At 61.5% G+C, this 26,819-nt stretch carries 26 protein-coding genes; 23 read left to right on the forward strand and 3 right to left on the reverse strand.

Features of this window, described 5'->3' with window-relative positions; translation table 11 throughout:
* Nucleotides 1–37: 37 nt before the first annotated feature.
* From NJC38_RS13300 to NJC38_RS13340, 9 genes are all read left to right on the forward strand, one after another.
* Nucleotides 38–1,648: an ABC transporter substrate-binding protein gene (locus NJC38_RS13300; RefSeq protein ID WP_253115115.1), complete on the forward strand. Its 1,611-nt coding sequence runs from the start codon at nucleotides 38–40 to the stop codon at nucleotides 1,646–1,648.
* A gap of 65 nt (nucleotides 1,649–1,713) precedes the next feature.
* Entirely contained in the window at nucleotides 1,714–2,751 is a 1,038-nt protein-coding gene (locus NJC38_RS13305) for an ABC transporter permease (protein ID WP_253115116.1), read from the forward strand.
* Nucleotides 2,752–2,804: 53 nt separating this feature from the next.
* The gene (locus NJC38_RS13310) at nucleotides 2,805–4,415 is read left to right on the forward strand and encodes an ABC transporter substrate-binding protein (protein WP_045481858.1); all 1,611 of its coding nucleotides are present in this window, start codon (nucleotides 2,805–2,807) and stop codon (nucleotides 4,413–4,415) included.
* Nucleotides 4,416–4,476: 61 nt separating this feature from the next.
* On the forward strand, nucleotides 4,477–5,391 hold the full coding sequence (locus tag NJC38_RS13315) for an ABC transporter permease (RefSeq protein ID WP_045493676.1): 915 nt from the start codon (nucleotides 4,477–4,479) through the stop codon (nucleotides 5,389–5,391).
* Nucleotides 5,392–5,402: 11 nt separating this feature from the next.
* Entirely contained in the window at nucleotides 5,403–6,242 is an 840-nt protein-coding gene (locus NJC38_RS13320) for an ABC transporter ATP-binding protein (protein ID WP_045481856.1), read from the forward strand.
* An 11-nt stretch (nucleotides 6,243–6,253) separates the two neighbouring features.
* A complete protein-coding gene (locus NJC38_RS13325) occupies nucleotides 6,254–7,030 on the forward strand; it encodes an ABC transporter ATP-binding protein (RefSeq protein ID WP_045481854.1) in 777 nt (258 codons plus the stop codon).
* 120 nt (nucleotides 7,031–7,150) lie between these two features.
* On the forward strand, nucleotides 7,151–8,764 hold the full coding sequence (locus NJC38_RS13330) for a methyl-accepting chemotaxis protein (protein WP_253115117.1): 1,614 nt from the start codon (nucleotides 7,151–7,153) through the stop codon (nucleotides 8,762–8,764).
* Nucleotides 8,765–8,793: 29 nt separating this feature from the next.
* The gene (locus NJC38_RS13335; RefSeq protein WP_253115118.1) at nucleotides 8,794–9,162 is read left to right on the forward strand and encodes a 5-carboxymethyl-2-hydroxymuconate isomerase; all 369 of its coding nucleotides are present in this window, start codon (nucleotides 8,794–8,796) and stop codon (nucleotides 9,160–9,162) included.
* A gap of 55 nt (nucleotides 9,163–9,217) precedes the next feature.
* Nucleotides 9,218–11,035 carry a glycosyl hydrolase family 28 protein gene (locus NJC38_RS13340; RefSeq protein ID WP_253115119.1) on the forward strand — a complete coding sequence of 606 codons (1,818 nt, stop codon included), beginning with the start codon at nucleotides 9,218–9,220 and terminating at the stop codon, nucleotides 11,033–11,035.
* Between the two features lie 171 nt (nucleotides 11,036–11,206).
* Here the strand turns inward: NJC38_RS13340 and NJC38_RS13345 are convergent, their stop codons facing one another.
* Nucleotides 11,207–11,686, reverse strand: a complete 480-nt coding sequence (locus NJC38_RS13345) for an Lrp/AsnC family transcriptional regulator (RefSeq protein WP_045481844.1) — start codon at nucleotides 11,684–11,686, stop codon at nucleotides 11,207–11,209.
* A 137-nt stretch (nucleotides 11,687–11,823) separates the two neighbouring features.
* Between NJC38_RS13345 and kynB the strand changes: the two genes are divergently transcribed.
* The 12 genes from kynB (at nucleotide 11,824) to NJC38_RS13405 (ending at nucleotide 24,284) form a co-directional block, all read left to right on the forward strand.
* Nucleotides 11,824–12,465: an arylformamidase gene (kynB, locus tag NJC38_RS13350; RefSeq protein WP_253115120.1), complete on the forward strand. Its 642-nt coding sequence runs from the start codon at nucleotides 11,824–11,826 to the stop codon at nucleotides 12,463–12,465.
* 4 nt (nucleotides 12,466–12,469) lie between these two features.
* Nucleotides 12,470–13,720, forward strand: coding sequence for a kynureninase (kynU, locus tag NJC38_RS13355; RefSeq protein ID WP_253115121.1), 1,251 nt, complete (start codon nucleotides 12,470–12,472; stop codon nucleotides 13,718–13,720).
* A 10-nt stretch (nucleotides 13,721–13,730) separates the two neighbouring features.
* Nucleotides 13,731–14,585 (forward strand): tryptophan 2,3-dioxygenase, encoded by an 855-nt coding sequence (gene kynA / locus NJC38_RS13360; protein ID WP_253115122.1) that lies wholly within the window; start codon nucleotides 13,731–13,733, stop codon nucleotides 14,583–14,585.
* Nucleotides 14,586–14,830: 245 nt separating this feature from the next.
* On the forward strand, nucleotides 14,831–16,249 hold the full coding sequence (locus NJC38_RS13365) for an amino acid permease (RefSeq protein WP_253115123.1): 1,419 nt from the start codon (nucleotides 14,831–14,833) through the stop codon (nucleotides 16,247–16,249).
* Between the two features lie 70 nt (nucleotides 16,250–16,319).
* On the forward strand, nucleotides 16,320–17,576 hold the full coding sequence (locus NJC38_RS13370; RefSeq protein WP_253115136.1) for an OprD family porin: 1,257 nt from the start codon (nucleotides 16,320–16,322) through the stop codon (nucleotides 17,574–17,576).
* Nucleotides 17,577–17,725: 149 nt separating this feature from the next.
* Entirely contained in the window at nucleotides 17,726–18,199 is a 474-nt protein-coding gene (locus NJC38_RS13375; protein ID WP_045481829.1) for an antitoxin Xre/MbcA/ParS toxin-binding domain-containing protein, read from the forward strand.
* On the forward strand, nucleotides 18,199–18,696 hold the full coding sequence (locus NJC38_RS13380; protein WP_253115124.1) for an RES domain-containing protein: 498 nt from the start codon (nucleotides 18,199–18,201) through the stop codon (nucleotides 18,694–18,696). The genes NJC38_RS13375 and NJC38_RS13380 overlap by 1 nt, the downstream gene beginning before the upstream one ends.
* Nucleotides 18,697–19,125: 429 nt before the next feature.
* On the forward strand, nucleotides 19,126–20,196 hold the full coding sequence (locus tag NJC38_RS13385; RefSeq protein ID WP_045481823.1) for an LLM class flavin-dependent oxidoreductase: 1,071 nt from the start codon (nucleotides 19,126–19,128) through the stop codon (nucleotides 20,194–20,196).
* 105 nt (nucleotides 20,197–20,301) lie between these two features.
* The gene (locus NJC38_RS13390; RefSeq protein ID WP_253115125.1) at nucleotides 20,302–21,276 is read left to right on the forward strand and encodes an ABC transporter substrate-binding protein; all 975 of its coding nucleotides are present in this window, start codon (nucleotides 20,302–20,304) and stop codon (nucleotides 21,274–21,276) included.
* On the forward strand, nucleotides 21,273–21,740 hold the full coding sequence (locus NJC38_RS13395) for a tripartite tricarboxylate transporter TctB family protein (RefSeq protein ID WP_253115126.1): 468 nt from the start codon (nucleotides 21,273–21,275) through the stop codon (nucleotides 21,738–21,740). Before NJC38_RS13390 ends, NJC38_RS13395 begins: the two co-directional genes overlap by 4 nt.
* A gap of 9 nt (nucleotides 21,741–21,749) precedes the next feature.
* Nucleotides 21,750–23,252, forward strand: a complete 1,503-nt coding sequence (locus NJC38_RS13400; protein WP_253115127.1) for a tripartite tricarboxylate transporter permease — start codon at nucleotides 21,750–21,752, stop codon at nucleotides 23,250–23,252.
* Between the two features lie 39 nt (nucleotides 23,253–23,291).
* A complete protein-coding gene (locus NJC38_RS13405; protein ID WP_253115128.1) occupies nucleotides 23,292–24,284 on the forward strand; it encodes a tripartite tricarboxylate transporter substrate binding protein in 993 nt (330 codons plus the stop codon).
* Between the two features lie 21 nt (nucleotides 24,285–24,305).
* Here the strand turns inward: NJC38_RS13405 and NJC38_RS13410 are convergent, their stop codons facing one another.
* Nucleotides 24,306–24,566, reverse strand: a complete 261-nt coding sequence (locus tag NJC38_RS13410) for a hypothetical protein (RefSeq protein WP_253115129.1) — start codon at nucleotides 24,564–24,566, stop codon at nucleotides 24,306–24,308.
* A gap of 235 nt (nucleotides 24,567–24,801) precedes the next feature.
* Here NJC38_RS13410 and NJC38_RS13415 point away from each other — a divergent pair, with 235 nt between their 5' ends.
* The gene (locus NJC38_RS13415) at nucleotides 24,802–25,602 is read left to right on the forward strand and encodes a transporter substrate-binding domain-containing protein (protein ID WP_253115130.1); all 801 of its coding nucleotides are present in this window, start codon (nucleotides 24,802–24,804) and stop codon (nucleotides 25,600–25,602) included.
* Nucleotides 25,603–25,610: 8 nt separating this feature from the next.
* Here NJC38_RS13415 and NJC38_RS13420 read toward each other — a convergent pair whose 3' ends face one another.
* Nucleotides 25,611–25,943 (reverse strand): AAA-associated domain-containing protein, encoded by a 333-nt coding sequence (locus tag NJC38_RS13420; RefSeq protein ID WP_366855909.1) that lies wholly within the window; start codon nucleotides 25,941–25,943, stop codon nucleotides 25,611–25,613.
* Nucleotides 25,944–26,022: 79 nt separating this feature from the next.
* Between NJC38_RS13420 and NJC38_RS13425 the strand changes: the two genes are divergently transcribed.
* The coding region (locus tag NJC38_RS13425; RefSeq protein WP_366855913.1) for a transposase at nucleotides 26,023–26,819 on the forward strand (797 nt) is incomplete at its 3' end.

Here is a 26,819-nt window from a genome sequence, read left to right on the forward strand (position 1 = left end):
GCCCGAGAGTCCAATAACTACAAGAAAGGCTACTCACATGAACGTTCTCCCCAAGTTTTGGGCGGGGGTGTTTGCCGCCTCGCTGGCAATGACCTCGGTCCCCGCTGCTTTCGCCAAGACGCCTGCCGATCAATTGATCGTCGGCATGAGCATGATTAACCTGCTGTCGCTGGACCCGGCTGCGGCCACCGGTCTGGATGTCTCGGAAGTCAACGCCAACCTGTACGACATGCTGCTGGTGCAGGACGTCAAGCAGCCAGACGTGCTGCAACCGGCGCTGGCCGAGAGCTGGCAGATCAGCGACGACCGCAAGACCCTGACCTTCAATCTGCGCAAGGGCGTCAAGTTTCAGTCCGGTAACGCACTGACCTCCGAAGACGTGGCGTGGTCGTTGCAGCGCATCCTCAAGCTGAACATGGCACTGGCCTCGACCTGGAAGGCTTACGGGTTCACCGCCAGCAATGTCGAGCAGTACATGCGTGCCACCGACGAGCACACCTTCGTGGTCGAGCTGCCACGCCCGACCGACCCGATGCTGGTGCTCAATACCCTGGCGACCTCGCCCAGCGCATTCATCCTTGACCGCAAAGTGGTGCTCAAGCACCAGAAAGGCGATGACATGGGCGGTGCCTGGCTGACCACCCATGCCGCTGGCAGTGGCCCGTTCATTCTCAATGACTGGCGCGCCAACGATGTGATTCTGATGACCCGCTTCGATGGCTACTGGGGCGGTCCGGCCAAGCTCAAACGGATTGTCATGCGCAACATGACCGAGTCGCAGTCGCTGCGCCTGATGGTCGAGCGTGGTGACCTGGACCTGGCCAAGGGCATGTCTGCCCCGGATATCGCTGCGCTGGAGAAGTCCGACAAGGTCCGCGCCGAGACCGTTCAGCGCGGCACCCTGTATTACGTGGCGCTGAGCGTCAAGAACAAGCCCTACGATGACGCCCGGGTGCGCAAGGCGGTCCGTTCGCTGATCGACTATCAAGGCATCAACCAGACCGTCATGCCGCACTACGGGCTGATCAACCAGCGTCCGCTGCCGCTGGGTCTGCCGGCGCGGCTGGACGATCCGGGCTATACCCTGAACGTTGCGCAAGCGAAGAAACTGCTGGCCGAAGCCGGTTACCCGGACGGTTTCAAAACCACCATCCGGGTGCTCACCGAGCCACCGTTCATCAACATCGCTTCCAGCCTGCAAGCCACCCTGGCCCAGGCAGGCATTCAGGCGACCATCATCACCGGCACCGGCAACCAGATCTACGGCGCCATGCGTGAGCGCAGTTTCGACATCATGGTCGGCCGTGGCGGCGGTGGTGCCGAGCGCCATCCGCATTCGAGCTTGCGCACCCTGGTGTACAACCCGGATAACCGCGACGAGGCCAAGCTGAGCAACTTCCAGGGCTGGCGCACCTCGTTCTACAGCCCCGAGTTGAACAGCCTGATCGAGAAGGCCGAGGTCGAGCCGGACAAGGCGCAGCAACTGGCGCAGTACCAGCAGATCCAGAATATTCTGGACGAGCAGGTGGGAGCCATCATGCCAATCTCGCAGATGACTGACACCGTGGTGCTGTACCACGATGTGCAGAACTACCAGGGCCATACTGCGGCCACCACCCGATATAAAGACGTCTACAAGTCGCGTTGATGGGTAGCGGGGCGTGCGCGCCCCTCACACCTCGGTGATTGGTAAAGCTTTCTCAGGAGCCTGTTATGTTTCTTTCGACTGCCTCTGTTCTGGGTACTCGCGTATCCGGTACTGCCCGCCGCGCAGGCACCGTTCTGGTGACCTTGCTGGGCCTGCTGGCGCTGACTTTCTTCATTGGTCGGGTCATGCCGCTGGACCCGGTGCTGGCCGTGGTCGGTCCAGACGCCGACAGCTCCACCTACGACCAGGTGTATCGCTCGATGGGCCTGGACAAACCCATCTATGCCCAGTTCGGCCTGTACCTTGGCGATCTGTTGCGCGGTGATTTCGGCAATGCCCTGCTCACCGGTCACCCTGTGCTGGAAGACATCAAGCGGGTGTTCCCGGCGACCATCGAGCTGGCCACGCTGGCGATCCTGTTCGGTATCGTCATCGGCTTGCCGCTGGGCGTCGTCGCGGCGGCCAACCAGGGCCGGGTCGGTGACCACGTGGCGCGAGTGATTACCCTGTTCGGCTATTCCACCCCGATTTTCTGGGTCGGCATGATGGGCCTGCTGATTTTCTACGCCTGGCTCGGTTGGGCCGGCGGTGCAGGGCGGATCGACCTGGCCTACGACGGCATGGTGCCGGAAGTCACCGGCCTGCTGCTGATCGACACCGTCATTGCCGGTGACTGGGATGCGTTCTCCAGTGCCCTGCGCCACATCGTCCTGCCGGGCCTGATCCTCGGCCTGAACTCGGTGGCCTACATCAGCCGCATGACCCGCAGCTTCATGCTTGAGCAACTGTCGCAGGAATACATCATCACCGCCCGGGTCAAGGGCCTGTCGCGCCGTCAGGTGGTCTGGGGTCATGCGTTTCGCAACATTCTCGTGCAACTGCTCACCGTGGTTGCCCTGGCCTATGGCTCATTGCTCGAAGGCGCGGTACTGATCGAAACCGTCTTCGCCTGGCCTGGTTTCGGTCAGTACCTGACCAGCAGCCTGATGCTCGGTGACATGAACGCGGTGATGGGCTGTGTGTTGGTGATCGGTCTGATCTTCGTCGCCCTCAACCTGATCAGTGATGCCCTGTACAAAGTGTTCGACCCAAGGACCCGCTAAGCCGCGAGGCTGGCGCGAACACATTGAATAACTATAAAAAGAAGGATGCCCACATGAAGACTGTATTTCCGACACTGCGTATGAGCCTGCTTGGCGTCATGCTGGCGCTGGGGCCAATGGCTGCGGTACAGGCCAAGACCCCTGCCGACCAGTTGATCGTCGGCATGAGCATGGTCAACCTGTTCTCCATCGATCCGGCCAACGCACCGGGCCTGGATGCTTCCGGAATCAACGCCAACCTCTACGACACGCTGATCAAGCGTGACAACGGCAGCCCGGAAAAGCACTTGCCGCAACTGGCCGAGCGCTGGACGGTGAGTGACGACGGCAAGCAGATCACCTTCAACCTGCGCACTGACGTCAAGTTTCACTCTGGCAACCCGCTGACCGCAGAAGATGTGGCCTGGTCGCTGTACCGGGTGATGAAACTCAACTTCGGCCTGGCCACCACCTGGAAGGCCTATGGCTACAGCACTGAAAACATCCAGAGCCTGATCCGCGCCACGGACAAGCACACGCTGGTGGTCGACCTGCCGCAACCGACCAACCCGTTGCTGGTGATCGACTCGCTGGCGGTGTCGCCCAGTGCGGTGATCGTCGATCGCGTCGAAGCCTTGAAGCACGAGAAGAATGGCGATCTGGGCGCTGCCTGGCTGGTGACCAACGCCGCCGGCAGCGGCCCGTTCACCCTGACCAAATGGAGCGCCAACGACTCGCTGGTGATGACCCGCTTCGACGGTTACTGGGGCGGGCCTGCCAAGATGAAGCGGGTGCTGGTCCGGCACATGACCGAATCGCAATCGCTGCGTCTGATGCTGGAGCGCGGCGACCTCGACCTGGCCTACGGCATCGCGGCACCGGATATCAAGGCCATCGAAAGCAATAAAAAGCTGCAAGTCCAGGCGCTGACCCGCGGCACCATGTACTACGTGGCGATGAGCATGAAACAGCCTGAATTCGCCAACAAGAAAGTTCGCGAAGCGGTGCGTAACCTGATCGACTACAAAGGCCTGGACGAGCAGGTCATGCCGCACTACGGCACGCTCAACCAGCGGCCGATGCAACTGGGCCTGGAAGCCCGCCTGCCTGATCCGGGTTACAAGATGGACGTGGCCAAGGCCAAGGCGCTGCTCACCGAAGCGGGCTACCCGCAAGGCTTTAGCACGACCATTCGCACCCTGTCCGAACCGCCGTTCATCGACATCGCGGCGCGCATGCAGTCGACCCTCGCCGAAGGCGGAATCAAGGCCAGCATCATCACCGGCACCGGCAACCAGGTGTACGGCGCGATGCGCGCGCGCAACTTTGACATGATCGTGGCGCGCGGCGCCGAACGCTATCCGCACCCGTACTTCAGCCTGCGCGTATTTGCCTATAACCCCGACAACAGCGACAACGCCGGCTTGCCCAACTTCCAGGGCTGGCGCGCCTCGTTCTTCGATCAGCAGATCAATGAACTGGTCGACCGCCTGGGTGAGGAGCGTGATGCCGACAAACGCCTGGCCATGTATCACCAGGCGCAGAACCGCTACGAGCAGGAGGTCGGCCCGATCATGGTCATCTCGCAGATGACCGACACCGCCGTGAGTGCGGTGGACGTCAAAGGCTTTACCGGCGATGACGCCGAGGCGACCCGTTACCTGGGTGTCTACAAACAACGCTGAACACTGCTGCAGCGCCTGCGGGCGCTTGCAGTGGCCATGACTTCACATCGAGAGCATGCCGATGATTGCCAACATGTCTTCTACCGAAGCCGCCAAGCGCAAAGCCGACAACACGCCCGCTTCCAGCATGGAAGCGCTGTATAAAAGCAGCTTGCGGGTGTTTAACCACCTGCTGCGCAACCCCATGACCCTGGCCGGGTTGCTGGTGGCCCTGCTGCTGGTGGTGGTCGCTGCCTTCGCCCCCTGGATCGCCACCCATGACCCAGTGGTGCAGAACCTCGCTGCCGCCCTGCAGCCGCCCAGTGCGGCCAACTGGTTCGGCACCGATGAATACGGCCGCGATATCTTCAGCCGGCTGGTGTACGGCGCGCGCATTACCCTTTACATCATTGCCCTGGTGACCATCATCGTCGGGCCGATCGGGCTGTTCATCGGCACCGTCTCGGGCTACTTCGGCGGTATCGTCGATACGGTGTTCATGCGCATCACCGACATCTTCATCTCCTTCCCCAGCCTGGTACTGGCGCTGGCCTTCATTGCCGCCCTGGGCCCTGGTCTTGAGCATGCGGTGGTCGCCATCGCGCTGACCTCCTGGCCACCGATTGCCCGCCTGGCACGCGCCGAGACCCTGTCGCTGCGCAAGGCAGATTTCGTGGTCGCGGTCGAACTGCAGGGCGCTTCTTCGACGCGCATCATCCTGCGCCACATCGTGCCAATGTGCATGTCGTCGGTGATCATCCGCCTGACCATGAACATGGCCGGCATCATCCTGACCGCCGCTGCACTGGGCTTTCTCGGTCTGGGCGCTCAGGCGCCGCTGCCAGAGTGGGGCGCAATGATCTCCACCGGCCGGCGTTACATGCTCGAATGCTGGTGGCTGGTCGCGGTACCGGGCGCGGCAATCATGCTGGTCAGCCTGGCGTTCAACCTGTTGGGCGATGGCCTGCGGGACATTCTCGATCCGCGTAGCGAGTAACTGGAGGCTTTATGTCGACGATCAAACTCAATGTCGATTCGCTCAATGTGCGTTTCGTCAACGGCAAGAAAGAAATGCACGCGGTTCGTGATGTGTCGTTCACCCTGGGCCGCGAGAAGCTGGCCATTGTCGGTGAGTCCGGCTCGGGCAAATCCACCGTAGGCCGCAGCTTGCTCAAGCTGCACCCGGCCAGCACCCAGATCACCGCCAAGGCCCTGCAGTTCGGCGATGTCGATCTGCTCAGCGCCAGCGAAAAGGCCATGCAGAAGATTCGCGGCCAGCGCATCTCGATGATCATGCAAGACCCCAAGTACTCGCTCAACCCGGTGGTCAAGGTTGGCGACCAGATCGCCGAGGCCTACCTGGCGCACCACAAGGCCAGCCGGGCCGAGGCCCGCGACCGGGTGCTGTTGATGCTCGAGAAGGTCCACATCCGCGACCCCAAGCGGGTCTACGATCTGTACCCGCATGAGGTCAGCGGCGGGATGGGCCAGCGCATCATGATCGCCATGATGGTGATCACCAACCCGGAAGTGATCATTGCCGACGAACCCACCTCGGCGCTTGACGTGTCGGTGCGCCAGCAGGTGCTTAACGTGCTTGAAGAACTGGTGGTCGAGCAGCAGATGGGGCTGATTTTCGTCAGCCACGACCTCAACCTGGTGCGTAACTATTGCGACCGGGTGCTGGTGATGTATGCCGGGCGTGTGGTCGAGTCACTGGCCGCCTGCGACCTGCAATACGCCGAACACCCTTACACCCGTGGCCTGCTGGCTGCCCTGCCGAGCATGGACAACCGTCGTCCGCGCCTGCCGGTGCTGCAACGCGACCCACAATGGCTCACCGCCTGAGGTAACTGAGCATGTCCATGATCCAAGCACAATCGCTGAACCTGAGCTTCGGTGTCGGCCCGGCGCTCAACCAGGTCCTGCACGACGTCAACCTGAGTGTCGAAGACGGTGAGTCGTTCGGCCTGGTGGGTGAGTCGGGCTCTGGCAAAACCACCGTGCTGCGCTGCCTGGCCGGCCAGTACCGGCACTGGACCGGCGCGCTGAGCATTGCCGGCGTGCCGCTGCAGCACAAGATTCCCAAGGAGCACTTTCGCAAGGTGCAGATGGTCTTCCAGGACCCCTATGGTTCGCTGCACCCGCGCCACACCATCGACACCGCGCTGCGCGAGCCGCTGACCATTCACGGCATGAACGAGCGTGACGACCGGATCAACGACATCCTGATCAAGGTGGGTCTGAACGACAGCTTCCGCTATCGCTACCCGCACCAGTTGTCCGGCGGTCAGCGTCAGCGGGTGGCGATTGCCCGGGCGCTGATTCTCGAACCGCGCGTGCTGTTGCTCGATGAGCCGACCTCGGCCCTCGACGTGTCGGTACAGGCCGAGATTCTCAACCTGCTCTCGGACCTGCGCCAGCGTGAAAAACTCACCTACCTGATGGTCACCCACGACCTCGGGGTGGTCAGCCACCTGTGTGACAAGGTGGCGGTGATGCAACAAGGCCGCATCGTCGAGCGCCTCGACAGCCAGGCGCTGAGCCAGGACCTGGCCACCCACGACTACACCCGCATGCTGGTCCAGGCCAGCCGCGATTTCAGCGCCGAGTCGCCACGCGCCGTGGCAGGCTGATTAGCTGCCCGCACCGCGCTTTACCTGCAAGCTCCCGCAATACCCGTCCTGCGCATTTATGCTGCGCAGGACGGCTGTGCGCTGGATGTAATCAGTCGTGCATCACGCAAAGGAAGGCGTATGAAGCTGCGTCATCGATTCACTCTGATCATTTTTTGTTGCGTTCTCGGGCTGCTACTGATTGCCGGCTTCGGATTGAGCGCCTTGCGCTCGAACATGCTGGAAAACAAACGCAGCGAAATCTTTACCGTGCTGGACCTGGCCGCTCATCAAGTGGCTTATTTCCAGTCGCTGGAGCAGCGCGGCGTGCTGAGCCGCGCAGACGCTCAGGCCAAGGCTGTAGAAGCGCTGTCGAGCCTGCGCGACGGCAAAAAATCCTATGTATGGGCGCGCACTGTCGGCGCGCTGGGTCTGGTCCATCCCAATGCGGCGGTGATCGGCAAGGTCGATGTCGGCGTGACCCTGGCCGATGGCCGAACCAAGTGGCAGTCCTATCTGGACGGCTTGAAAGACCGCCCCTATGCGTTTTTCGATGACCTGGCCAAGTATCCGGGTGCCGAGCAGCCGGTGCCGAAAATCAACGGCATCATACGTATCGAAGGCTGGGACTGGCTGGTGGGCTTCGGTATTTTCGTCGATGACATCGATGCCGCGTTCTGGCGCCTGGCCAGCTACTTCTTCGGCGTGGGGCTGCTGGTGGTGCTGGTGACCTCGGCACTGGCGGTCGGCATGTCGCGCAGCATCTACCGCAGCCTGGGCGGTGAGCCGGCCTATGCCAGCGAGGTGGCGCGGGCCATCGCCGGCGGCGACCTCAGCCGCCCGGTGCACGGCCACTACGCTGCCGACAGCCTGTTGGCGGCGGTGGCGACCATGCAGGCGAGCCTGCGCGAGATGATCCACGGCATCCACAGCGGTTCGCAATTGCTTGGCCAGGCCGCCATTGGCCTGAACGGGCAGATGCAGCAGATCGACCACGCCTCCCGACAGACCTCGGAGGCGACCACGGCCACGACGGCGGCCATCGAGCAGATGTCCATCACCATCGGCCAGATATCCTCCAGTGCTCAAGAGACTGAAACCAGTTCGGCGCGTTCGGCGCAACTGGCTGCCGAAGGCGAGCAACGGGTCAGTGAAGCGGCCGGCGCGATTGCCCAGGTGTCCAGCCAGGTTGAAGACGCTTCGCAGCGCATTGCCGGGCTGGTCAAGCGCACCCAGGAAATCGACGGCATCACCAGCGTGATCAGCAACATCGCCAGCCAGACCAACCTGCTGGCGCTCAACGCCGCCATTGAGGCAGCACGGGCAGGCGAGCAGGGCCGCGGCTTTGCCGTGGTCGCCGATGAGGTCCGCAATCTGGCTCAGCGCACCGCCCTGGCCACTCAAGACATTACCCGCATGATCAGTTCGATCCAGGTCGACACCGGCTCGGTGGTCGATGGCATGACCGCCGTGACCCCACAGGTCGCTGCCGGCCTGGCGCTGGCCGAACAGGCGGCCGGCGCGCTGCGGCAGATCAACAGCGGCGCCTCGCTGACTCTGGTTCAGGTGCGCGAAGTGAGCGCTGCCACCGCCGAACAGAGCCTGGCCAGCGCCAGCGTTGCACAGAACATCGAGAACATCGCCACCCGCGTCGAAGAGTCTGCCACTTCGGTACGGGCCGCCCACGGTAACCTGCATTCACTGGAACGTCTGGCCGATGAGCTGCGTGAGTCGGTTGCGCGTTTTCGTCTTTAGACACGCCTTACTACTGAAGGAAAGAACCTATGCCGCACTGCACCATTGATTGTCCCGCCAGCCTGGCCCGGCGCGTGGGTGAACAGACACTACTGGCGGCGGTACACGACGCCATCGACGCCAGCGGGTTGTTCAAGCCCGGCGACATCAAGGTACGCCTGGCGCTGTACGAGCATTACCGCTGTGGCACCACCCAGGACGATTTTGTCCACGTGACCCTGGCGTTGTTCGCCGGGCGCAGTGCCGAGCAACGTCGCAGCCTGTCGCTGGCGACCCTGGCGGCATTGGTGGCCCTGCTGCCAGAGGTCGAGGCGTTATCCATGGATGTGAGGGAAATGCCCAGAGAGACCTTCGTCAACCGCAAACAGTACCTTGAGGAAGCCGGCTCGCCGGCGTAAATACGGCGCAGCAATGCCGCCGGGATGTGATGGACACAATAAAAAGGAAAACAAGATGCCCGCTCAACACGCTGTTTTGAACTTGCCCCGTAACCCGCTGGCGCGCTCGCTGCTGGCTACCCTGGTTTTAGGCGGCAGCCTGCCGGCCTGGGCACTGGATGCTCCGCTGAAGTTGCAGGTTCCGACCCTGGCCTATGACGACCGGCAGATCATTCTGGTCTGGGAAAAACCGGCCAATCACAGCGAAATCCAGGACTACCGGGTCTATGCCAATGGCAAGCTGCTCGGTGGCGCCAATGCCAACAATGACAAGGTGTCGCCGGCCAAACCCTACATCGACAAGTTCTATGAGCAAGACACGCGCAACTTCCATCACCGCATCTCGATTCACAGTTTTACCGCCGAAGGCCTGACGCCGGACACCGAGTACCGCTTTACCGTGCGTTCGGTGGATCGTGACGGCAAGGAGTCGGCTGACAGCCCGGTGGTGGTACAACGCACCACAGCTGTACCGGCACTGTTCGACGTCCGTCAGTACGGGGCCAAGGGCGACGGGACGACGCTCGACACCGCGGCGATCCAGAAAGCCATTGATGCCTGCACCGTTGGCTGCAAGGTATTGCTGCCGGCCGGTACCTATAAAAGTGGCGCCCTGTACCTCAAGAGCAACATGACCCTGGAGATTGCCCAGGGCGCAACCCTGCTCGGTTCCGAGCGTACCGAAGACTATCCGCGTGACGGCTATATCCAGTATCCGTATTCCACCACCGTGCGTCCGGCATCGCTGATCAACGCGCTGCCGCGTGACCCGCGCAAGCATCAGGCATTCGAGAATATCCGCATCGTCGGCAAGGGCACCATCGATGGCAACGGCTGGAAACGCAAGGCCGATGAGACGGACGAGCGCGGCCAGCCATTGCCGTTCTACCTGCCCAGCGACAATACCCGCTACATGCAGGACGGCATCCTGGCCAAGTCCCAGGTCGAGCGCGCGGTAGCCGAAGGCCTGAACGTCAAGGACTCCTACGGCCAGATGCGTTCGTCGCTGATTACCGTGCGCGATGTCAAGAACGTGTTCTACGGCGGCTTCACGGTGCTCAATCCGGCCTTTCACGGCATCATGAACCTGGAAACCGAAAACGTGGTGATGGCCAACACCACGCACAAGACCTACGACGCCAACAACGGTGACGGTATCGAGTTCGCCAACAGCCGTGGTGCCATGGTCTTCAACAACTTCTTCGACACCGGCGATGACTGCGTCAACTTCGCCTCCGGCACCGGCGCCGAGGCGGTCAAGCAGAAGCCCCAGGAAGATGCCTGGATCTTCAACAACTACTTCCGCAAAGGTCACGGCATGGTGGTCGCCGGCAGTCATACCGGGGCCTGGATCCAGAATATTCTGGCCGAAGACAACGTGTCTGACGGCACCGACGCCGGCCTGCGCATGAAGAGCACCAACTTCATGGGCGGTGGCGCGCGCAACGTCATCTTCCGCGACTCGGCAATCCGCAACACGGTCAAGCAGGCGTTCATCTTCACCCTCGACTACCACGACCCGAACGCCAAGCTCGACTACCAGCGCTCGACCATCCCTGGGCAGTTCCGTGATATCCGGGTCAGTGACGTAACCGTCGAAAACGCCCGCAGCGCCGCGATCGAGGTCAAGGGTGACAGCGAACACGACGCCTTCCACGAGAAGCTGGTGTTCGAGCGGGTACGCTTCAGCGGCCCGGCAGTGGCGAAAATCAACGGCCTGAAAGACTCACGCTTCGACACCGTGACCTTCAGCGAAACCGGCGACGCTCAGCCATGGCAGGTCAGCAACAGCCAGGGCCTGACGTTCCGCAATGTAGAGCCGGTGCCGAAGTAAGCCCCGACAAGCACGCCTGACCTGTAGGAGCGATCCTGGTCGCGAAGGCTGCATGACATTCACAGCAAATGTTGTGCTTTTACCGGCCCCTTCGCGAGCAAGCTCGCTCCTACCGATAACCTGGCTTTTGCAACTCATACCTCTGCGGCAGTAATCCTCAATCCCGTCCTTTCAAGGATGGGTCGGCCTGACCAGATCCAGCAGGTTATCCCTGGATTTGAGGCTCTGCAGAATGATGTCTGAACGGATGTCCGTCACGCCGGGTGTGGCATGCAGGCGGTTGACGATGAAGTCGGTGTAATGCGCCAGGTTGCGGGTGCGTACCCGCAGCAGGTAATTGCTCGCCCCGGTGACGATGAACGCATCGGCCACCTCAGGCCATTGCTGAATGGCTTCGATAAACCGCTCGTGCCAGCCGTCCACGTCCTGACGCACGTTGATGTTGACCATCGCCTGCACCTCGATTCCCAGTTTCGCCGCGTCCAGCCGCACGCCATAGCCGGCAATGATCCCTTCGCTTTCCAGGTTGCGCAGCCGGCGCAAACAGGCCGAGGGTGACAGCGAGACTTTCTCTGCCAGGTCCTGATTACTCATCCGTCCATCCTGATTGAGAAAGGCCAGGATGCGCAGGTCAATGCTGTCCAGTTTCACGATTGAAGAATCCTTCGATATTTGTTTAAAGATTCGAATAATCTGCGAATAAATGTCATTGGATCGAGCATTTGGCAAGATAATTCTGCTTCCCTGCGGATAAGATTCTTCAAAGGCTGCACGGGAGCAAAATAACAATGCAACAGCACAATGCCTGGTGGGACATCAGCCCGCCGTTGAACACCCAGACCCCCACCTGGCCGGGTGACACGCCGTTTCAGGAAGAGCGCGTCTGGGCCTATGGGCCACAGTGCCCGGTCAATGTCGGGCGCATTACGCTCTCGCCACACACCGGCGCGCACGTCGATGCGCCGCTGCATTACAGCCCCGATGGCCTGCCGATTGGTGAGGTCTCGCTGGACCTGTACATGGGGCCGTGCCGGGTCATTCACTGCCTGGGCAGCGGCGCCCTGGTCGAACCCGGCGATATCGAACAGGCTCTGGCTGCGGTGCCTGAGCGGGTGCTGCTGCGCACTTATCAGCAGGCACCGCTGAGCCACTGGGACAGTGCCTTCACGGCCGTCGCCCCGGCCACTATTGAATTGCTGGCGCGCCACGGGGTGCGCCTGATCGGCATCGACACGCCGTCTCTGGACCCGCAGGACTCCAAGACCCTGGACGCTCATCGCTGCGTGGAACGCTCACGCATGGCGATTCTGGAAGGCATCGTCCTGGATGAGGTGCCTGAAGGCGATTACGAGTTGATCGCCTTGCCCCTGCGCTTTTCCCATCTCGACGCCAGTCCTGTGCGTGCGGTACTGCGACCTTTGAAAGGATAAAACCATGTCACTTGAACAAGAACTCAGAGAGCTGGACCAGGCCGACCCGCTGGCTGCGCTGCGCAATGAATTTGCCCTGCCGGACGGGGTGATCTACCTGGACGGCAACTCTCTCGGTGCACGGCCCAAAGCCGCACTGGCCCGCGCGACGCAGATGATCGAGCAGGAGTGGGGCGAAGGCCTGATCCGCAGCTGGAACACCGCGCAGTGGAGCACGCTGTCGACCCGTCTGGGCGACAAGCTGGCCGGCCTGATCGGTGCCGGGCCTGGTGAAGTAGCGATCACTGATACCACCACCGTCAACCTGTTCAAGATCCTCGCCGCCGGCTTGCGCATCCAGGCCGAGCGCGCGCCGCAGCGCAAGATCATTGTCTCGGAGCTGCACAACTTCCCGGCCGACCTGTATGTCATCGAAGGTCTCGCTGACCTGCTGCAGCAAGGCTATGAACTGCAACTGATCGACAAGCCCGAAGACTTGCCCACATTGCTCAATGACAAGGTCGCGCTGGTGCTGCTGACCCACGTCAACTACAAGAGCGGGCACATGTTCGACATGAGCGCGACCACTGAGCTGATTCACCGGCACGGTGCGCTGGCGCTCTGGGACCTGGCGCACTCGGCTGGTGCGGTGCCGGTTGATCTGACCGCTGCCAAGGCTGATTACGCGATCGGTTGTACCTACAAATACCTCAACGGCGGACCAGGTTCACCGGCCTTCGTCTGGGTCTCGCCAGATTTGTGCGACCTTGCCTGGCAGCCGTTGTCTGGCTGGTGGGGGCATGCCCGCCAGTTCGCCATGGAGCCGCACTACCAACCGGCCTCCGGTATCACCCGCTACCTGTGCGGTACTCAGCCGCTGGTGTCGCTGGGCATGGTCGAGTGCGGCCTGGACCTCTTCGCCCGAACCGACATGCAGGCGCTGCGCCGCAAGTCGCTGGCCCTGACCGACCTGTTCATCCGGCTGGTGGAGGAGCGCTGCAAGGATCATCCGCTGACCCTGGTGACCCCGCGTGAGCATGCACAGCGCGGCAGCCATGTGAGCTTCGAACACCCTGAAGGCTACGCTGTGGTCCAGGCGCTGATTGCCAAGGGCGTGATCGGTGATTACCGCGAGCCGCACATCATGCGCTTTGGTTTCACCCCGCTGTATACCTCGTTCCAGGACGTCGGGCTGGCCGTGCAGGCGCTGGTCGAAGTGCTCGATAACCAAGAGTGGCGTGCGCCACAATTTCAGACCCGTCACGCGGTGACCTGAGGAGATTTCCATGAGCCAATGCCCGTTCTCCCAAGGTAATGCTGCCCAGCAATGGCATGACGCCAAGCTGGATTTCAGCAATGACATGACCTACGGCGACTACCTGGACCTCAAGCGTATTCTCAGCGCCCAGCATCCGTTGTCCAGCGACCACAACGAGCTGCTATTTATCATCCAGCACCAGACTTCGGAGCTGTGGATGAAGCTGATGCTCCATGAGCTGCGTGCGGCCCGTGAACAGCTCAAGCAAGGGGATCTGCCGCCGGCGTTCAAGATGCTCGCCAGGGTTTCGCGGATTTTCGACCAACTGGTACATGCCTGGGCCGTACTGGCGACCATGACCCCCAGCGAATACGTAGCGTTTCGCCCGTCGCTGGGTCAGTCATCGGGCTTTCAGTCGTTCCAGTACCGCGAGATCGAATTCATTCTGGGCAACAAAAGCGTGCCACTGCTGGAGCCTCATGCTCATCGCCCGGAGTTGCTGGCCGAATTGCAGAAAACCCTTGCCGAGCCGTCGCTGTATGACGAAGCCATTCGCCTGCTGGCCAAGGCCGGTCTGGACGTCGACGCGCAACGCCTGCAAGAGGTGGCGCCAACCCGCACGATCCATAACGAGTCGGTGGAAGCGGCGTGGAAGGTGGTCTATCAGCACCCGCACCAGTACTGGGACTTGTACCAGTTGGCCGAGAAGTTCATCGACCTGGAAGACTCCTTCCGTCAGTGGCGTTTCCGCCATGTGACCACCGTCGAGCGGATTATCGGTTTCAAGAAAGGCTCGGGCGGCACCGAGGGCGTGGGTTACCTGCGCAAGATGCTCGACACCGAACTGTTCCCGGAACTCTGGAGTTTGCGTTCCACCTTGTAACGAATCTGGCGCATCGACTGCGATGCGCCATGTTGTACTGCGTGTCATTAGAACAAAAAAACATCCAATAATAATAAGGTAAGCCATGAGCCTCTCTGATCGTACTCGACGTACCGACTGCCCGTAATAAAACCAAAAAACGCACAGTTTATTGCTGCTCTTCCATGACCTGCATCCGTATGGCCCTGCGCGGCGTTATTGCGTGCGCGGGCACGTGGCATGCCGGCCTTATCGAGGTTGCATACATGAGTATCGAAAACACGACGACCACACTCCAACGTGGTCTAAGCAGTCGGCATATCCAGCTTATTGCCCTGGGCGGGGCGATTGGCACGGGCCTGTTTCTGGGCACCGCCGGGGTATTGAAAACCGCAGGTCCCTCAATGATTCTTGGCTACGCGATTGCCGGGTTCATTGCCTTTCTGATCATGCGCCAATTGGGTGAAATGGTGGTTCAAGAGCCGGTAGCCGGCTCTTTCGGTCATTTCGCCACCCGTTATTGGGGGCGCTTCGCCGGTTTTCTCTCCGGCTGGAACTACTGGATCATGTACGCTCTGGTGTGCATGGCCGAATTAACCGCCGTTGGTAAGTATGTGCAGTTCTGGTGGCCGGAAGTGCCGATCTGGGTCAGCGCTGCGCTGTTCTTCGTGCTGGTCAATGTGATTAACCTGAGTAGCGTCAAAGCCTTTGGCGAGACCGAATTCTGGTTCGCGATCGTCAAAGTCGCCGCTATTATCGGCATGATTGTGCTCGCCAGTTACCTGCTGGTCAGCGGCAATGGCGGGCCGCAGGCGTCGGTGAGCAATCTGTGGGAGCACGGCGGGTTCTTCCCCAACGGGTTCACCGGCATGCTGATGGCCATGGGCTTTATCCTGTTCGCTTTTGGCGGCATGGAAATGATCGGCATCACCGCGGCCGAGTCGGACAACCCGCGCCGGGTAATCCCCAAGGCGATCAATCAGGTGGTGTGGCGCATCATCATTTTCTATGTCGGTGCCCTGACCCTGCTGTTGGCGCTGTACCCGTGGGATCAGTTGCTGGTCAGCCTGTCATCCAGCCAGGACGCTTACGGTGCCAGCCCGTTCGTGAAGATCTTTTCCCTGATTGGCAGCGATGTCGCGGCCCATGTGCTGAACTTCGTGATCCTCACCGCCGCGTTGTCGGTTTACAACGGCGGTGCCTACTGCATGAGCCGCATGCTGTTCGGCCTGGCCGAGCAAGGCAACGCGCCGAAAGTCTTCCTGCGCGTCAACCGTCGCGGTATTCCTGTGGCGGCGGTGCTGGCCTCTGCGGCGGTCACCGGCGTGTGCCTGTTGATTAACTACCTGGTGCCGGGCAATGCCTTCGAGTTGATGATGACACTGGCGGTGGCGGCGCTGTTGATCAACTGGGTAATGATTACCCTGACCCACATGCGCTTTCGCCGGGCCATGCGGATTAAAGGTGAAGCCCTGCATTTCCGGGCGCTGTGGTTCCCGTTCGGCAACATCCTCTGTCTGGCCTTCATGGCGATGATCCTGGTGGTCTTGCTGATGATTCCTGGCATCCGTATTTCGGTGTTCATGATCCCGGTGTGGGTCGTGCTGTTGTGGGTCGCCTTCAAACTCGCAAAGCCGCCAATGAGCGAACTTCAAAGCCCGGCTTTTACCTCTCAGAAGCCATGACTGGCAAGTAACCAAGTCAGGTTGTAATCCTGTTTTTCATGGAGTGAGTGATATGTACGTTCGTCTGTTTATGGCGGTTGCGGGTGTTTTAGGCGCGGCTCCGGTATGGGCCGCAGCACAATCAGCGTCAGCCGGTTTTGTCGAAGATGCTCATCTGAATGTATTGATGCGCAATGCTTATATCAGCCGTGACTATAAACACGGCGCGCAAGATAAAGCCGAATGGGGCCAGGGCTTCATCGGCAAGTTCAGTTCCGGATTTACCCAGGGCACGGTTGGCGTGGGCGTGGACGCCTTTGCCATGTATGCCGTGCGTCTGGATGGCGGCAAGGGCCGCAGCGGTGCGCCGGGGATCGAGTTCTTCAAGCGGGGAGACTCGGGCGCGGCTGCCGACGACCTGGCCCGCGCCGGCGGCGCGATCAAACTGCGGGTGTCCAACACCGTGCTCAAATACGGCGACATGATGCCGACCCTGCCAGTGCTCAATCACGACGACTCACGTCTGCTGCCGGAGAGTTTTACCGGTGCGATGCTGGTGTCCAATGAAATCGAAGGCCTGGAGCTCACTGCGGCGCAGTTTCATGCCGAGGCTCGCAAAGGCGCGCAAGGCCGTGACAGTGGTGACATGACGTCGATCCGCTTGTGGGGCGCGCGTTATCAGTTCACGCCACAACTGAGTGCGTCGTTTTATGCTTCCGATGTCGAGGACCGCATCGCCAAGCAATACCTGGGCGCGACCTACAGCTTGCCGTTGCACAGCGATCAGTCGCTGACCTTTGACTTCAATGGCTATCGTTCCACGCTCGATCGCGAGTTTGCCAACAGCCTGGCCACCGGCCGCGATAACAAAATCTGGAGCCTGGCGGCGACCTATGCCTTTGGTCCGCATTCGGTGACTATTGCCCACCAGCGCAGCTCCGGCGACACCGGTTATCAATATGGCTGGTACGGCAGCGGCGGTGGAGTAGGCGACGGCGGCTCGACGGTGTTTCTGGCCAACTCCTACTGGTCGGACTTCAACGCTGAAGACGAGCGCTCCTGGCAACTGGGCTATGGACTGGATTTCACCGCTTTGGGCGTGCCCGGCCTGACCTGGCGCGTGGCTTATGTGCGTGGCGACAACATACGCACCGGCCAGGGCGAAGGGCGTGAGCATGAGATCTTCAATCAGTTCCAGTACGTGGTGCAGAACGGCGCGGCCAAGGATCTGAAAGTGCGCCTGCGCACCTCCTGGCTGCGCACCTCCAATAACATGCGCCCGGCCGGCTACATGGATGACGGCAACGAGGTGCGTGCGTTCATCGAATACCCGCTCAATATCTTCTGAGCCTTGCGGCCAGGCCCTGCCAGTTCTGGCAGGTGCCCGGCCGAGGCGGATGTTCTGGTTTCGTACTGGACGACCTGTCATCAGGTGGATTGGATTTTCTGTGTCATATGGCGTTATATTTTTGCCATATGGCAAGAGGAGTGACCGTCATGATTTCAGAAAATCGCGCCACCTATTGTGTGCCCCACGATCCGGCAAGGCCGCTGTTGTTGTTGTTCGGCGACAACCTCAAGCCGCCGATCAACGACGCTTTCGAGCTGCATTCGCTGATGGAAAAGGGCTTTCCGTCAGAGCGGGTCATCGCCTTCGTACAATCGTGCAGCGAGTTTCGTGATCATCAGGTGTTCTCACGCATCATTGGTCTGTCTGACCGCACTCTGCAGCGGCGAATCAAGAATCCTGAACCTTTGACGGCTGAACAGACCAACGGCGCCTGGCGGTTGGCCAGTGTGCTGAGCCGCGCCGAAGAGGTGCTGGGTGAGCGCAAGCGCGCGTTGAACTGGATGACCACGCCGGCCATGGGGCTGGAGGGCAGGGTGCCGCTGGAGCTGCTGACCACCCAGATGGGCTTTGAGCTGGTTGAAGACTTCCTCACCCGCATGGATTACGGGGTGTACTCCTGATGCTGGTGGCGCCAGGTAGCCGTGAGCTGTACCTGTGGCGTCTTGATCAGGCCAGGCATGCCAGCAGTTGGGCTTCGGGGATCGGTGCCGAAATGGCCGGTGGGCGCTGGAACTCCAGGGGGATCAAAACGGTGTATTGCAGTGCCGACCCGGCCACTGCAATTCTTGAAGTCGCGGTGCACAAGGGCTTTCAGACGCTCGACACAATGGCGCATGTGCTGACCTGCGCCCGGGTGCTGGAGCCTGAGCGGGTGCATCGGGTCTTGCCCCATGAGGTGCCCAACCCCAACTGGCTGGTTCCCGGTTCACCCGGTCGCGGTCAGCAGCAGTACGGCGACCGTCTGCTGGCGCAGCACCCCTTGATCCTCATCCCCTCGGCGGTATCACGTTACAGCTGGAACGTGCTGATCAACCCGCTGACCGCCGACGGCCTGTTCGAAGAGCTCAGTCAGGAACGCTTTGCCCTGGATACGCGGCTCAACCCGCCAGTCAACTAGCCGGCTGCGGCTGCATCTATAACCCCAGGCTGCTCCTGATCAAGCCATACGCCTGAGCAATGATCGGATTGACGCCGTATACCCGATGGGAGAGGCCGGCCGGTGCTTCGGTTGCCGACGAAGATTGCTGCACAGGCGCAGCAGATGCTGTGACTTTACCGGCCTCTTCACGACCAAGGTCGTTCCCACCCCGATTCTGTCTTGAAATACGGTGGGCACGACCTTGGTCGTGAAGAGGTTGCCTTCATGCAACACACACACCTGTGAAGGGCTGTCTTATATCAAAATTATTTTGCATCTTTTCCATATTAGAATATGACAAAAATGCATTTCACAAGGGGCAAGGTTCTCGATATCTTATGCGAAAAGGTTTTTAGCGGGGTTAAATTTATAACCGCTAAATCAAGGTTCGCTATCAAGGAGACCCCTATGAGCGTTCAATTCATCGGCATGCTCGGCCATCGCCTGACTTCCGAGACCCTGGCACCGACGGGGCCGATCTTCGATAAACACGTGATCACCGACTTCGCCCGTGCCCACGAAGAGGCCGGTTTCGACCGGATTCTGGTCGGCTACTGGTCCGATCAGCCTGACGGTTTTCTGGTCACTGCGCTGGCCGGCCAGGTCACTTCGAAGATCAAATTCCTGCTGGCTCACCGTCCCGGTTTCGTTGCGCCGACAGTGGCCGCCCGCAAGCTCGCCACGCTGGATCATCTGCTTGATGGTCGTCTGGCCGTGCATATCATCAGCGGTGGCAGCGATGCCGAGCAGCGCAAGGATGGCGACTATCAGGATCACGACCAGCGCTATGCGCGCAGCGACGAGTTTCTGGAGGTGGTACGCCGGGTCTGGACCGAAGAGCAGCCCTTCGATCATCAGGGCACGTTCTATCAGGCCGAGGCCGCCTTCTCGGCCATCAAGCCGCTGCAGAAACCGCACTTGCCGGTGTACTTCGGTGGTTCGTCACAGGCCGCCCTGCAAGTGGCCGGTAAGCACGCCGATGTCTTCGCGTTGTGGGGCGAGTCGCTGGAGCAGACCCGTGAGACCATCGAGCAGGTGCGTGCCGAGGCCGCCCGCAACGGCCGTGAGGTGCAGTTCAGTGTGTCGTTCCGGCCGATCATCGCGGCTACTGAAGACGCCGCCTGGGCCAAGGCCGACCAGATTCTCACTGCCGCCCGCCAGCGCATCGAACAGGCAGGCCAAGTGATCGCCAACAAACCGCAGAGTGTGGGTGCCCAGCGCCTGCTTGATACCGTGGCCAAAGGTGAGCGCGTGGATGAGCGGCTGTGGACCGGTATCGCCAGGCTGGTGGGTGGCGGGCATAACTCCACCGCCCTGGTCGGCACTCCCGAGCAAGTGGCCGATGCGTTGCTGGCTTATTACGAGCTGGGCGTGACCACCTTTCTGATTCGCGGCTTCGACCCCATCGAAGACGCCAAAGACTATGGCCGTGAGTTGATCCCGTTGACCCGCGCCAAAATCGCTGCCCGTCAGGGCTGAGCCCTCCTCATTCTGAATCGACTCAGGCTGTCACGAGACCGCACGCGCGGATCGGGCTCCTCACCTTGCTGGCCGTTGCCTGTGCAACCGGTCCTGGAGACTACCGTGCGTAAACCCCTGAAACTGGCCGTCGGCCTGCTGGCTGCGGCCCTGAGCTTGAGCGCCTCGGCGTTGACCTTGAACGTCGGTGATCAGAGTTACAACGCCCAGGCGGTGATGGAAGCCGCCAACGTTCTCAACGATTTGCCTTACACCCTGGAGTGGAAGCAGTTCACTGCCGGTTCGCCAGTGGCCGAAGCGCTCAACGTCGGCAGCCTGGACATCGGCTTGCTGGGTGACGCACCGCCTTTGTTTCTCGGGGCGCTGGGCGCGCCGATCAAGGTGATTGCCGTCAGCCGGCAGAACCTTGACGGGGTGGCGATTCTGGTCCGCAAGGACTCGCCCATCAAGACTCTGGGCGACCTGCGCGGCAAGCGGGCCGCGATCTGGAAAGGTTCCTGGAGCCAGCAGTTGTTGCTCACGGCGCTGGACAAGGCCGGTGTCCCGCGTGATGCGCTGGAGCTGCGCTACCTCAGCGCACTGGATGCCTCCCATGCCCTGGACGGCGGCTCGGTGGACGTGATTGCCACCTGGGAGCCCTATGTCACCCAGCAAGAGCGCCAGGGTGCTCGGGTACTGGCCACGGCCAAGGACCTGATCCCGGCACAAAGCTTCGTGGTGGCCAACGACAAGGCCATCGCCGAGAAGCGCGCGGCCATCGAAGATTTTCTGCAGCGCCTGAAAAAGGCCCGTGACTGGGCTCAGCGCGATCAGGCCCACAGTGAGCAGTATGCCGACAGTTGGGCGAAGCGTACCCGCGCCGACGCTGACATCGCACGGGTCTGGTTTGTCCGGGCCAAAACCGATCTTGGGCCGCTCAACGAGCAGGTGATTGCCGGTGCGCAGCAGACCATCGAGTTTTTCAGCGGGCTGGGCCTGATCAAGTCCTATCCGGCCGCCAGCCTGTTCGACCTGTCGTTCTCGGCGGCACTGCAACCGGGCGTCGCGGCTGCGACCGCCAGTGCCAGGACCACGCCATGAAACGCTTGCCGGCGCGGGTCAGCGATGCCCGTGACGTGTGCGCCGGGCTGTTGTTTCTCGGCTTCGGCGGCGTCGCCCTGAGCCTGGCCGGGGACTACAGCGTGGGTACGACAATGCGCATGGGCGCCGGCTACTTTCCGTTGCTGATTGGCACTGTGCTCAGTGCGCTGGGGGTGTTGATCCTGTTGCGCGGGCTGGCGTTTTCCAGTGAGCAGGTCGGCCTGGGCGGGCTGTTCAGCGTGCGTGCGGGGTTATCGATCATCGGCAGTGTGGTGGCTTTCGCGCTGTTGCTGCCCAGTCTGGGGCTGGCCCTGGCGACGTTGGTCATGACCCTGCTCAGCGGGCTGGCGCGGCGCAAACCCAGTTTCAAGGAACTGACCGTGCTGGGCAGTGTGCTGGGCGGCTTCAGTGCCCTGGTGTTCACGTGGGCACTGGGCCTGAATCTGCCTGTACTGCCGGTCTGAGGAAGCCCCATGGAACTGCTCGCCCACCTGAGTCTCGGCCTGGACGCAGCCTTTACCGTCAACAATTTGCTCTACTGCCTGCTGGGCGTAACCCTCGGCACCCTGATTGGCGTGTTGCCAGGGCTGGGGCCGGTGGCGACCATCGCCATGCTGTTGCCGATCACTTATGGCCTGACACCTTCGGCGGCGTTGATCATGCTCTCGGGCATCTACTACGGCGCGCAGTACGGCGGTTCGACCACCGCGATTCTGGTCAACTTGCCGGGCGAGTCGTCCTCGGTGGTGACCTGCATCGACGGTCATGCCATGGCGCGCAAGGGCCGGGCAGGGGCTGCGCTGGCCATCGCGGCGATCGGCTCGTTCATTGCCGGCAGCCTGGCGATCCTGCTGCTGGCCGCCGCGGCGGCACCGCTGGCGGAGTTCGCGCTCAAATTCGGCCCGGCCGATTACTTCTCGCTGATGCTGCTGGGCCTGGTGGCGGCCATCGTGCTGGCCCAGGGCGACGTGCTGCGGGCACTGGCGATGACCGAGCTCGGTCTGTTGCTGGGCATGGTGGGCACTGACGTCAACTCCGGGGCCGAGCGCTTCACCTTCGGCCTGCCGCAACTGAGTGACGGCATCAGCTTTGTGGTGATCTCCATGGGCATCTTCGGCATCGCCGAAATCATCGCCAACCTGGAGCGTGACCACAGCGGCAAAAGCCAGATCGCCCCGGTCGGACGCCTGTTGCCCAGCCGCGATGACTACCGCCGCGCCTGGAAGCCGATTCTGCGCGGCACCGGCCTGGGTTCGCTGTTGGGCGTACTGCCGGGCGGCGGGGCGATGCTCGGCTCGTTTGCCTCGTACATGCTCGAAAAACGTCTGGCCAAGGACCCTGCGCGCTTCGGCCAGGGCGCCATCGAAGGTGTCGCGGGTCCGGAGTCGGCCAACAACGCCGGGGCGCAGACCTCATTCATCCCGATGCTGGTCATGGGCTTGCCGTCCAACGCGGTGATGGCGCTGATGGCCGGCGCAATGATGATCCACGGCATCGTGCCCGGGCCGCAGGTGCTCGACGAGCGCCCGGAGTTGTTCTGGGGGCTGATCGTCAGCATGTGGATCGGCAATTTGCTGTTGCTGGTGCTCAACCTGCCGCTGGTAGGTATCTGGGTGAAGCTGCTGTCGGTGCCTTACCGCCTGCTGTACCCGGCGATTCTGTTGTTCTGTTGCATTGGCGTGTACAGCGTCAACAACAGCCTGTTCGATGTGCTGCTCACCGTCGGCTTCGGCCTGCTTGGCTACCTGTTCATCAAGCTGCGCTGCGAACCGGCACCGCTGCTGCTGGGCTACATCCTCGGGCCGATGATGGAAGAGAACCTGCGCCGCGCCATGTTGCTGTCGCGCGGCGATCCGCTGGTGTTCGTGCAGCGCCCGCTGAGCCTGAGCCTGCTGATTGTGACCCTGTTGATCGTGACTTTGCTGCTGTTGCCGCGTTTTCGCGCCACCCGCCAGGTGGCGTTCAACGAAGACTGACCCTGCGCTTTTTGCCCAACACTGAAAAACGAGATGTCCATGAACAAGACCCGTACCTTCACTGCCGCTTTGGCCGGCCTGACCCTGGGTGTGCTGAGCAGCCTGGTGCATGCCGATACTGCTGTTGAACAGAACTGGCCCAGCCGTCCGTTGACCTTGATCGTACCGTTTCCGCCGGGCGGCGCGGCAGACACCGTCGGCCGTTACTACGCCGAACAATTGTCCACCTCACTGGGCCAGCCAGTGGTGGTCGAAAACAAACCCGGTGCCGGCACTGCCATTGCTGCCGAGTATGTGGCCAAGGCCAAACCTGATGGTTACACCCTGTCGCTGGCCACCGCCGGGCAACTGACCATCTTGCCTAACCTGAAGAACGACCTGCGCTACGACTATCAGAAGGATTTCACCCCGGTGGCCGTGGTCGCCTCGGTGCCCAACGTGGTGGCGGTGAATGCCAGCAGCAAGATCAACAACCTGCAAGAGCTGATCAGCAACGCCAAGGCCCGCCCCGGTGCACTGAGCTATTCCTCCTGCGGCAACGGCACGCTGTGCCACCTGTCCGGAGAACTGCTGAAAAACCAGGCGCAGATCGACCTGCTGCATGTGCCCTACAAAGGCAGCGCTCCGGCGGTCACCGGGTTGCTGGGCGGGGAAGTGGACATCGCGGTCGACACCCTGACCGTGCTGGCGCCGCAGATCAAGGCCGGCAAACTCAAGGGTCTGGTGCTCAGCAGTGCCGAGCGTTCGCCGCTGCTGCCGGGCGTGCCCGGTGCCGTCGAGGCCGGCTTGCCAGGTTTCGTGGCTTCCGGCTGGTTCGGCGTGGTGCTGCCCAAGGACGCCCCGGCACCGATCGTCGAGCGCCTGAGCAAGGCCATCGAAGCGATCGCCAATGCCCCGGCAACCGCCGAGCGTTTCACGCAGAACGGCATCAGCCTTGAAAAAAGCACCCCGGCCGGCTTTGCCAAGGTGATTGCCGATGACCATCAGCGCTGGGGCGAGGTGATTCGTGCGGCGAAGGTGACGATCGAGTAAAGGCAACCTGCTGGCTGTGATTCAGGGCGCCTTTAGCAACGCCCTGATGTCCTCTGGCAATTGGGCCTCGATCAACCCGGCCTGCTCCTGCGCGTAGGTGATCTCACCTTCGGTCCAGTTGTCCCATTGCATTTCAATCACCGGCTCACCGCGGTGCAACGTTGCCCATGAGTGATCCAGCCCGCCACCCCTGATCAACGTCCAGCCATCGGCGGCCAGTTGATCGCGCAAGGCGATCCACCGGGCGCGCGGTACATCGCTGATCCTGATCAAGTGCGCCATGGCGAGGACCTACTGCGCAATCGCCAGCAGATCGACCTTCAGCTGGTACACCCCCACGGTGGTGCGCACATGCGCACATGCGCGCCTGCATCGCTCAGCGCCTGCAAGCCGGCTTCGTAACGCTGCTGTCCGATCATGGGCGGTAGTGCTCCTTTATTGGGCAGGGCAATGCGCTATCAGGTATTTGCAACTATGCTTGCCAAGTCAGCTTGTCGTCCACTTTCAGGTTACCCTGATGCACCTCTCGACCAATTCCCTGCGCTACACAGGCTTGCGAGCCTTGAAGCGGTTTTGCGCAGCCTTGATGGTCGGCGTGCTCTACCCATGGCAGACCCTGCTCGCGGCCCCGGCAGATATCTACCTGCTTGAGGCGCCGCCGCTGACCATGTCTGGCCCGGTTGGCCGCAGCGGCATTCTGGGCGACGTCTCGCAGAAGGCCGCCGCTCTGGCAGGCTATGAGCTGAACGTTCGATCCATGCCCTGGAACCGCGCGCAGCGTACGGTCCAGATGGGCGAGAACCTGCTGATCATCCCCCTGTCGCGCATCCCGTCGCGGGAAAACAGCTACACCTGGATCGTGCCGATCATGACCATGGAACGGGCGTTCTTCAGCCTCGATAAACGGGTGGAGAATTTCGACGAGGCCCGCCGCAGCTACCGGCGCATCGCAGTGGGGCTGGGCAGTGCCCAAGAGCAGATGCTGCGCGAACAAGGCTTCGCCGATGAGCAGATCTACCCGTTGAAAATCGGCGAGAACCCGGCGCAGATGCTCTTGCTGGGCCGGGTCGATGCCTGGTTCAACGGGGTGCCGGAAACCCGCTACATCTGGCGCGACGTGTCCAGTAGGCCATTGCTGATGAGCCCGCCGATGATGCCGACCGACCTGTACCTGGCCTGCTCGAAAACCTGTGCCGAGCCGATGGTCCAGCGGCTGAAAAAGGCCGTCGAACGCTTGCGCGACGACGGCAGTATTGAGCGCATCATCGATAGCTACCTGCACGACTTGCCGGGTCCGCAAGCCAGCCGCCTGCCGTGACCGCCGTATCAGGAGGTCAGGGTGAAGCAGTGGTTATGGAAGCTGTACTCGAACAGCTCGCTGTAGCGGCCCCATTCGATGGCAACGTTCAAGACCCGCTCGGCCTGTTCTTCATCCATCCACTCTGCCAGCCTGCCAAGCACCACGGTTCTGGCCAGGCTGGCACCCGGTTCAAGATGCAGACGGTCCAGAATGAAATTCACCAGTGCAATGCGTCCCCGGCATTGACCATCGGGGCGCGACAAGCCCCGCCGTTCAGGGCGGGGAAGGATAGCGCGGACGGCGTAGCCGTCCCTGGCTGCAGTGGGGTGTCTGCTGCTGTTCGATGGACGCACTGCCACAGGATGATGCGCAGTAATACGGCGACACAGTATGCCCTTCTACGGCGGTATTTCGTTACAAAGACCCCATGGGCATGCACTGCAACGACTTCAAGCCTTCAAGTACGAACTCATGCCAGACGGCCAGCAGGAGCGGCAAATGCGCCGCTTTGCGGGCTCCTGTCGCTTCGTCTTCAACAAGGCGCTGGCGTTGCAGAAGGAGCGCCACGAGCAAGGCGAGAAGAAGCTCGGCTATGCGGGCCTGTGCAAGTTGCTGACCGAGTGGCGCCATAGCCCGCAAACCGCATGGCTGACCGATGCGCCTGTTCACCCGTTGCAACAGAGCCTCAAGGATCTGGAGCGGGCCTACGCCAACTTTTTCGCCAAGCGAGCCGACTTTCCCCGGTTCAAGAAGAAGGGGCAGCGCGACAGTTTCCGCTACCCCGACCCGAAACAGATCAAGCTCGACCAGACCAACAGCCGCCTGTTCTTGCCCAAGCTGGGCTGGCTGCGTTACCGCAACAGCCGCGAGGTGCCTGTGAGTATCCAGACCGAACGCGAGATCGATGAGCAGCCCACGGCACAGGGTGCGGCAGTCGGCATCGACATGGGCATTGCCCGGTTCGCCACGCTTTCGGATGGTTCGTTCTACGCACCACTGAACAGCTTCAAACGCCATGAAACCGCGCTGTGCAAAGCGCAGCAGGCGATGAGCCGCAAGGTCAGATTCAGCCGCAACTGGAAGAAGGCGAAAGCCTGCGTCCAGCGCATTCATTCCCGCATCGGCAATGCCCGCCGCGACTACCTGCACAAGTGCTCCACCACGATCAGCCAAAACCACGCGATGGTGTGTATCGAGGACTTGCAGGTACGCAATATGTCCAGGTCGGCGGCAGG

This window comes from Pseudomonas sp. 21LCFQ010, from assembly GCF_024129905.1.
GTDB lineage: Bacteria > Pseudomonadota > Gammaproteobacteria > Pseudomonadales > Pseudomonadaceae > Aquipseudomonas.

Coding starts and splice junctions, on each gene's coding strand:
- NJC38_RS13300 (WP_253115115.1), top strand. CDS start 38: ATGAACGTTCTCCCCAAGTTTTGGGCGGGGGTGTTTGCCGCCTCGCTG.
- NJC38_RS13305 (WP_253115116.1), top strand. CDS start 1,714: ATGTTTCTTTCGACTGCCTCTGTTCTGGGTACTCGCGTATCCGGTACT.
- NJC38_RS13310 (WP_045481858.1), top strand. CDS start 2,805: ATGAAGACTGTATTTCCGACACTGCGTATGAGCCTGCTTGGCGTCATG.
- NJC38_RS13315 (WP_045493676.1), top strand. CDS start 4,477: ATGATTGCCAACATGTCTTCTACCGAAGCCGCCAAGCGCAAAGCCGAC.
- NJC38_RS13320 (WP_045481856.1), top strand. CDS start 5,403: ATGTCGACGATCAAACTCAATGTCGATTCGCTCAATGTGCGTTTCGTC.
- NJC38_RS13325 (WP_045481854.1), top strand. CDS start 6,254: ATGTCCATGATCCAAGCACAATCGCTGAACCTGAGCTTCGGTGTCGGC.
- NJC38_RS13330 (WP_253115117.1), top strand. CDS start 7,151: ATGAAGCTGCGTCATCGATTCACTCTGATCATTTTTTGTTGCGTTCTC.
- NJC38_RS13335 (WP_253115118.1), top strand. CDS start 8,794: ATGCCGCACTGCACCATTGATTGTCCCGCCAGCCTGGCCCGGCGCGTG.
- NJC38_RS13340 (WP_253115119.1), top strand. CDS start 9,218: ATGCCCGCTCAACACGCTGTTTTGAACTTGCCCCGTAACCCGCTGGCG.
- kynB (WP_253115120.1), top strand. CDS start 11,824: ATGCAACAGCACAATGCCTGGTGGGACATCAGCCCGCCGTTGAACACC.
- kynU (WP_253115121.1), top strand. CDS start 12,470: ATGTCACTTGAACAAGAACTCAGAGAGCTGGACCAGGCCGACCCGCTG.
- kynA (WP_253115122.1), top strand. CDS start 13,731: ATGAGCCAATGCCCGTTCTCCCAAGGTAATGCTGCCCAGCAATGGCAT.
- NJC38_RS13365 (WP_253115123.1), top strand. CDS start 14,831: ATGAGTATCGAAAACACGACGACCACACTCCAACGTGGTCTAAGCAGT.
- NJC38_RS13370 (WP_253115136.1), top strand. CDS start 16,320: ATGGCGGTTGCGGGTGTTTTAGGCGCGGCTCCGGTATGGGCCGCAGCA.
- NJC38_RS13375 (WP_045481829.1), top strand. CDS start 17,726: ATGATTTCAGAAAATCGCGCCACCTATTGTGTGCCCCACGATCCGGCA.
- NJC38_RS13380 (WP_253115124.1), top strand. CDS start 18,199: ATGCTGGTGGCGCCAGGTAGCCGTGAGCTGTACCTGTGGCGTCTTGAT.
- NJC38_RS13385 (WP_045481823.1), top strand. CDS start 19,126: ATGAGCGTTCAATTCATCGGCATGCTCGGCCATCGCCTGACTTCCGAG.
- NJC38_RS13395 (WP_253115126.1), top strand. CDS start 21,273: ATGAAACGCTTGCCGGCGCGGGTCAGCGATGCCCGTGACGTGTGCGCC.
- NJC38_RS13400 (WP_253115127.1), top strand. CDS start 21,750: ATGGAACTGCTCGCCCACCTGAGTCTCGGCCTGGACGCAGCCTTTACC.
- NJC38_RS13405 (WP_253115128.1), top strand. CDS start 23,292: ATGAACAAGACCCGTACCTTCACTGCCGCTTTGGCCGGCCTGACCCTG.
- NJC38_RS13410 (WP_253115129.1), bottom strand. CDS start 24,566: ATGGCGCACTTGATCAGGATCAGCGATGTACCGCGCGCCCGGTGGATC.
- NJC38_RS13415 (WP_253115130.1), top strand. CDS start 24,802: ATGCACCTCTCGACCAATTCCCTGCGCTACACAGGCTTGCGAGCCTTG.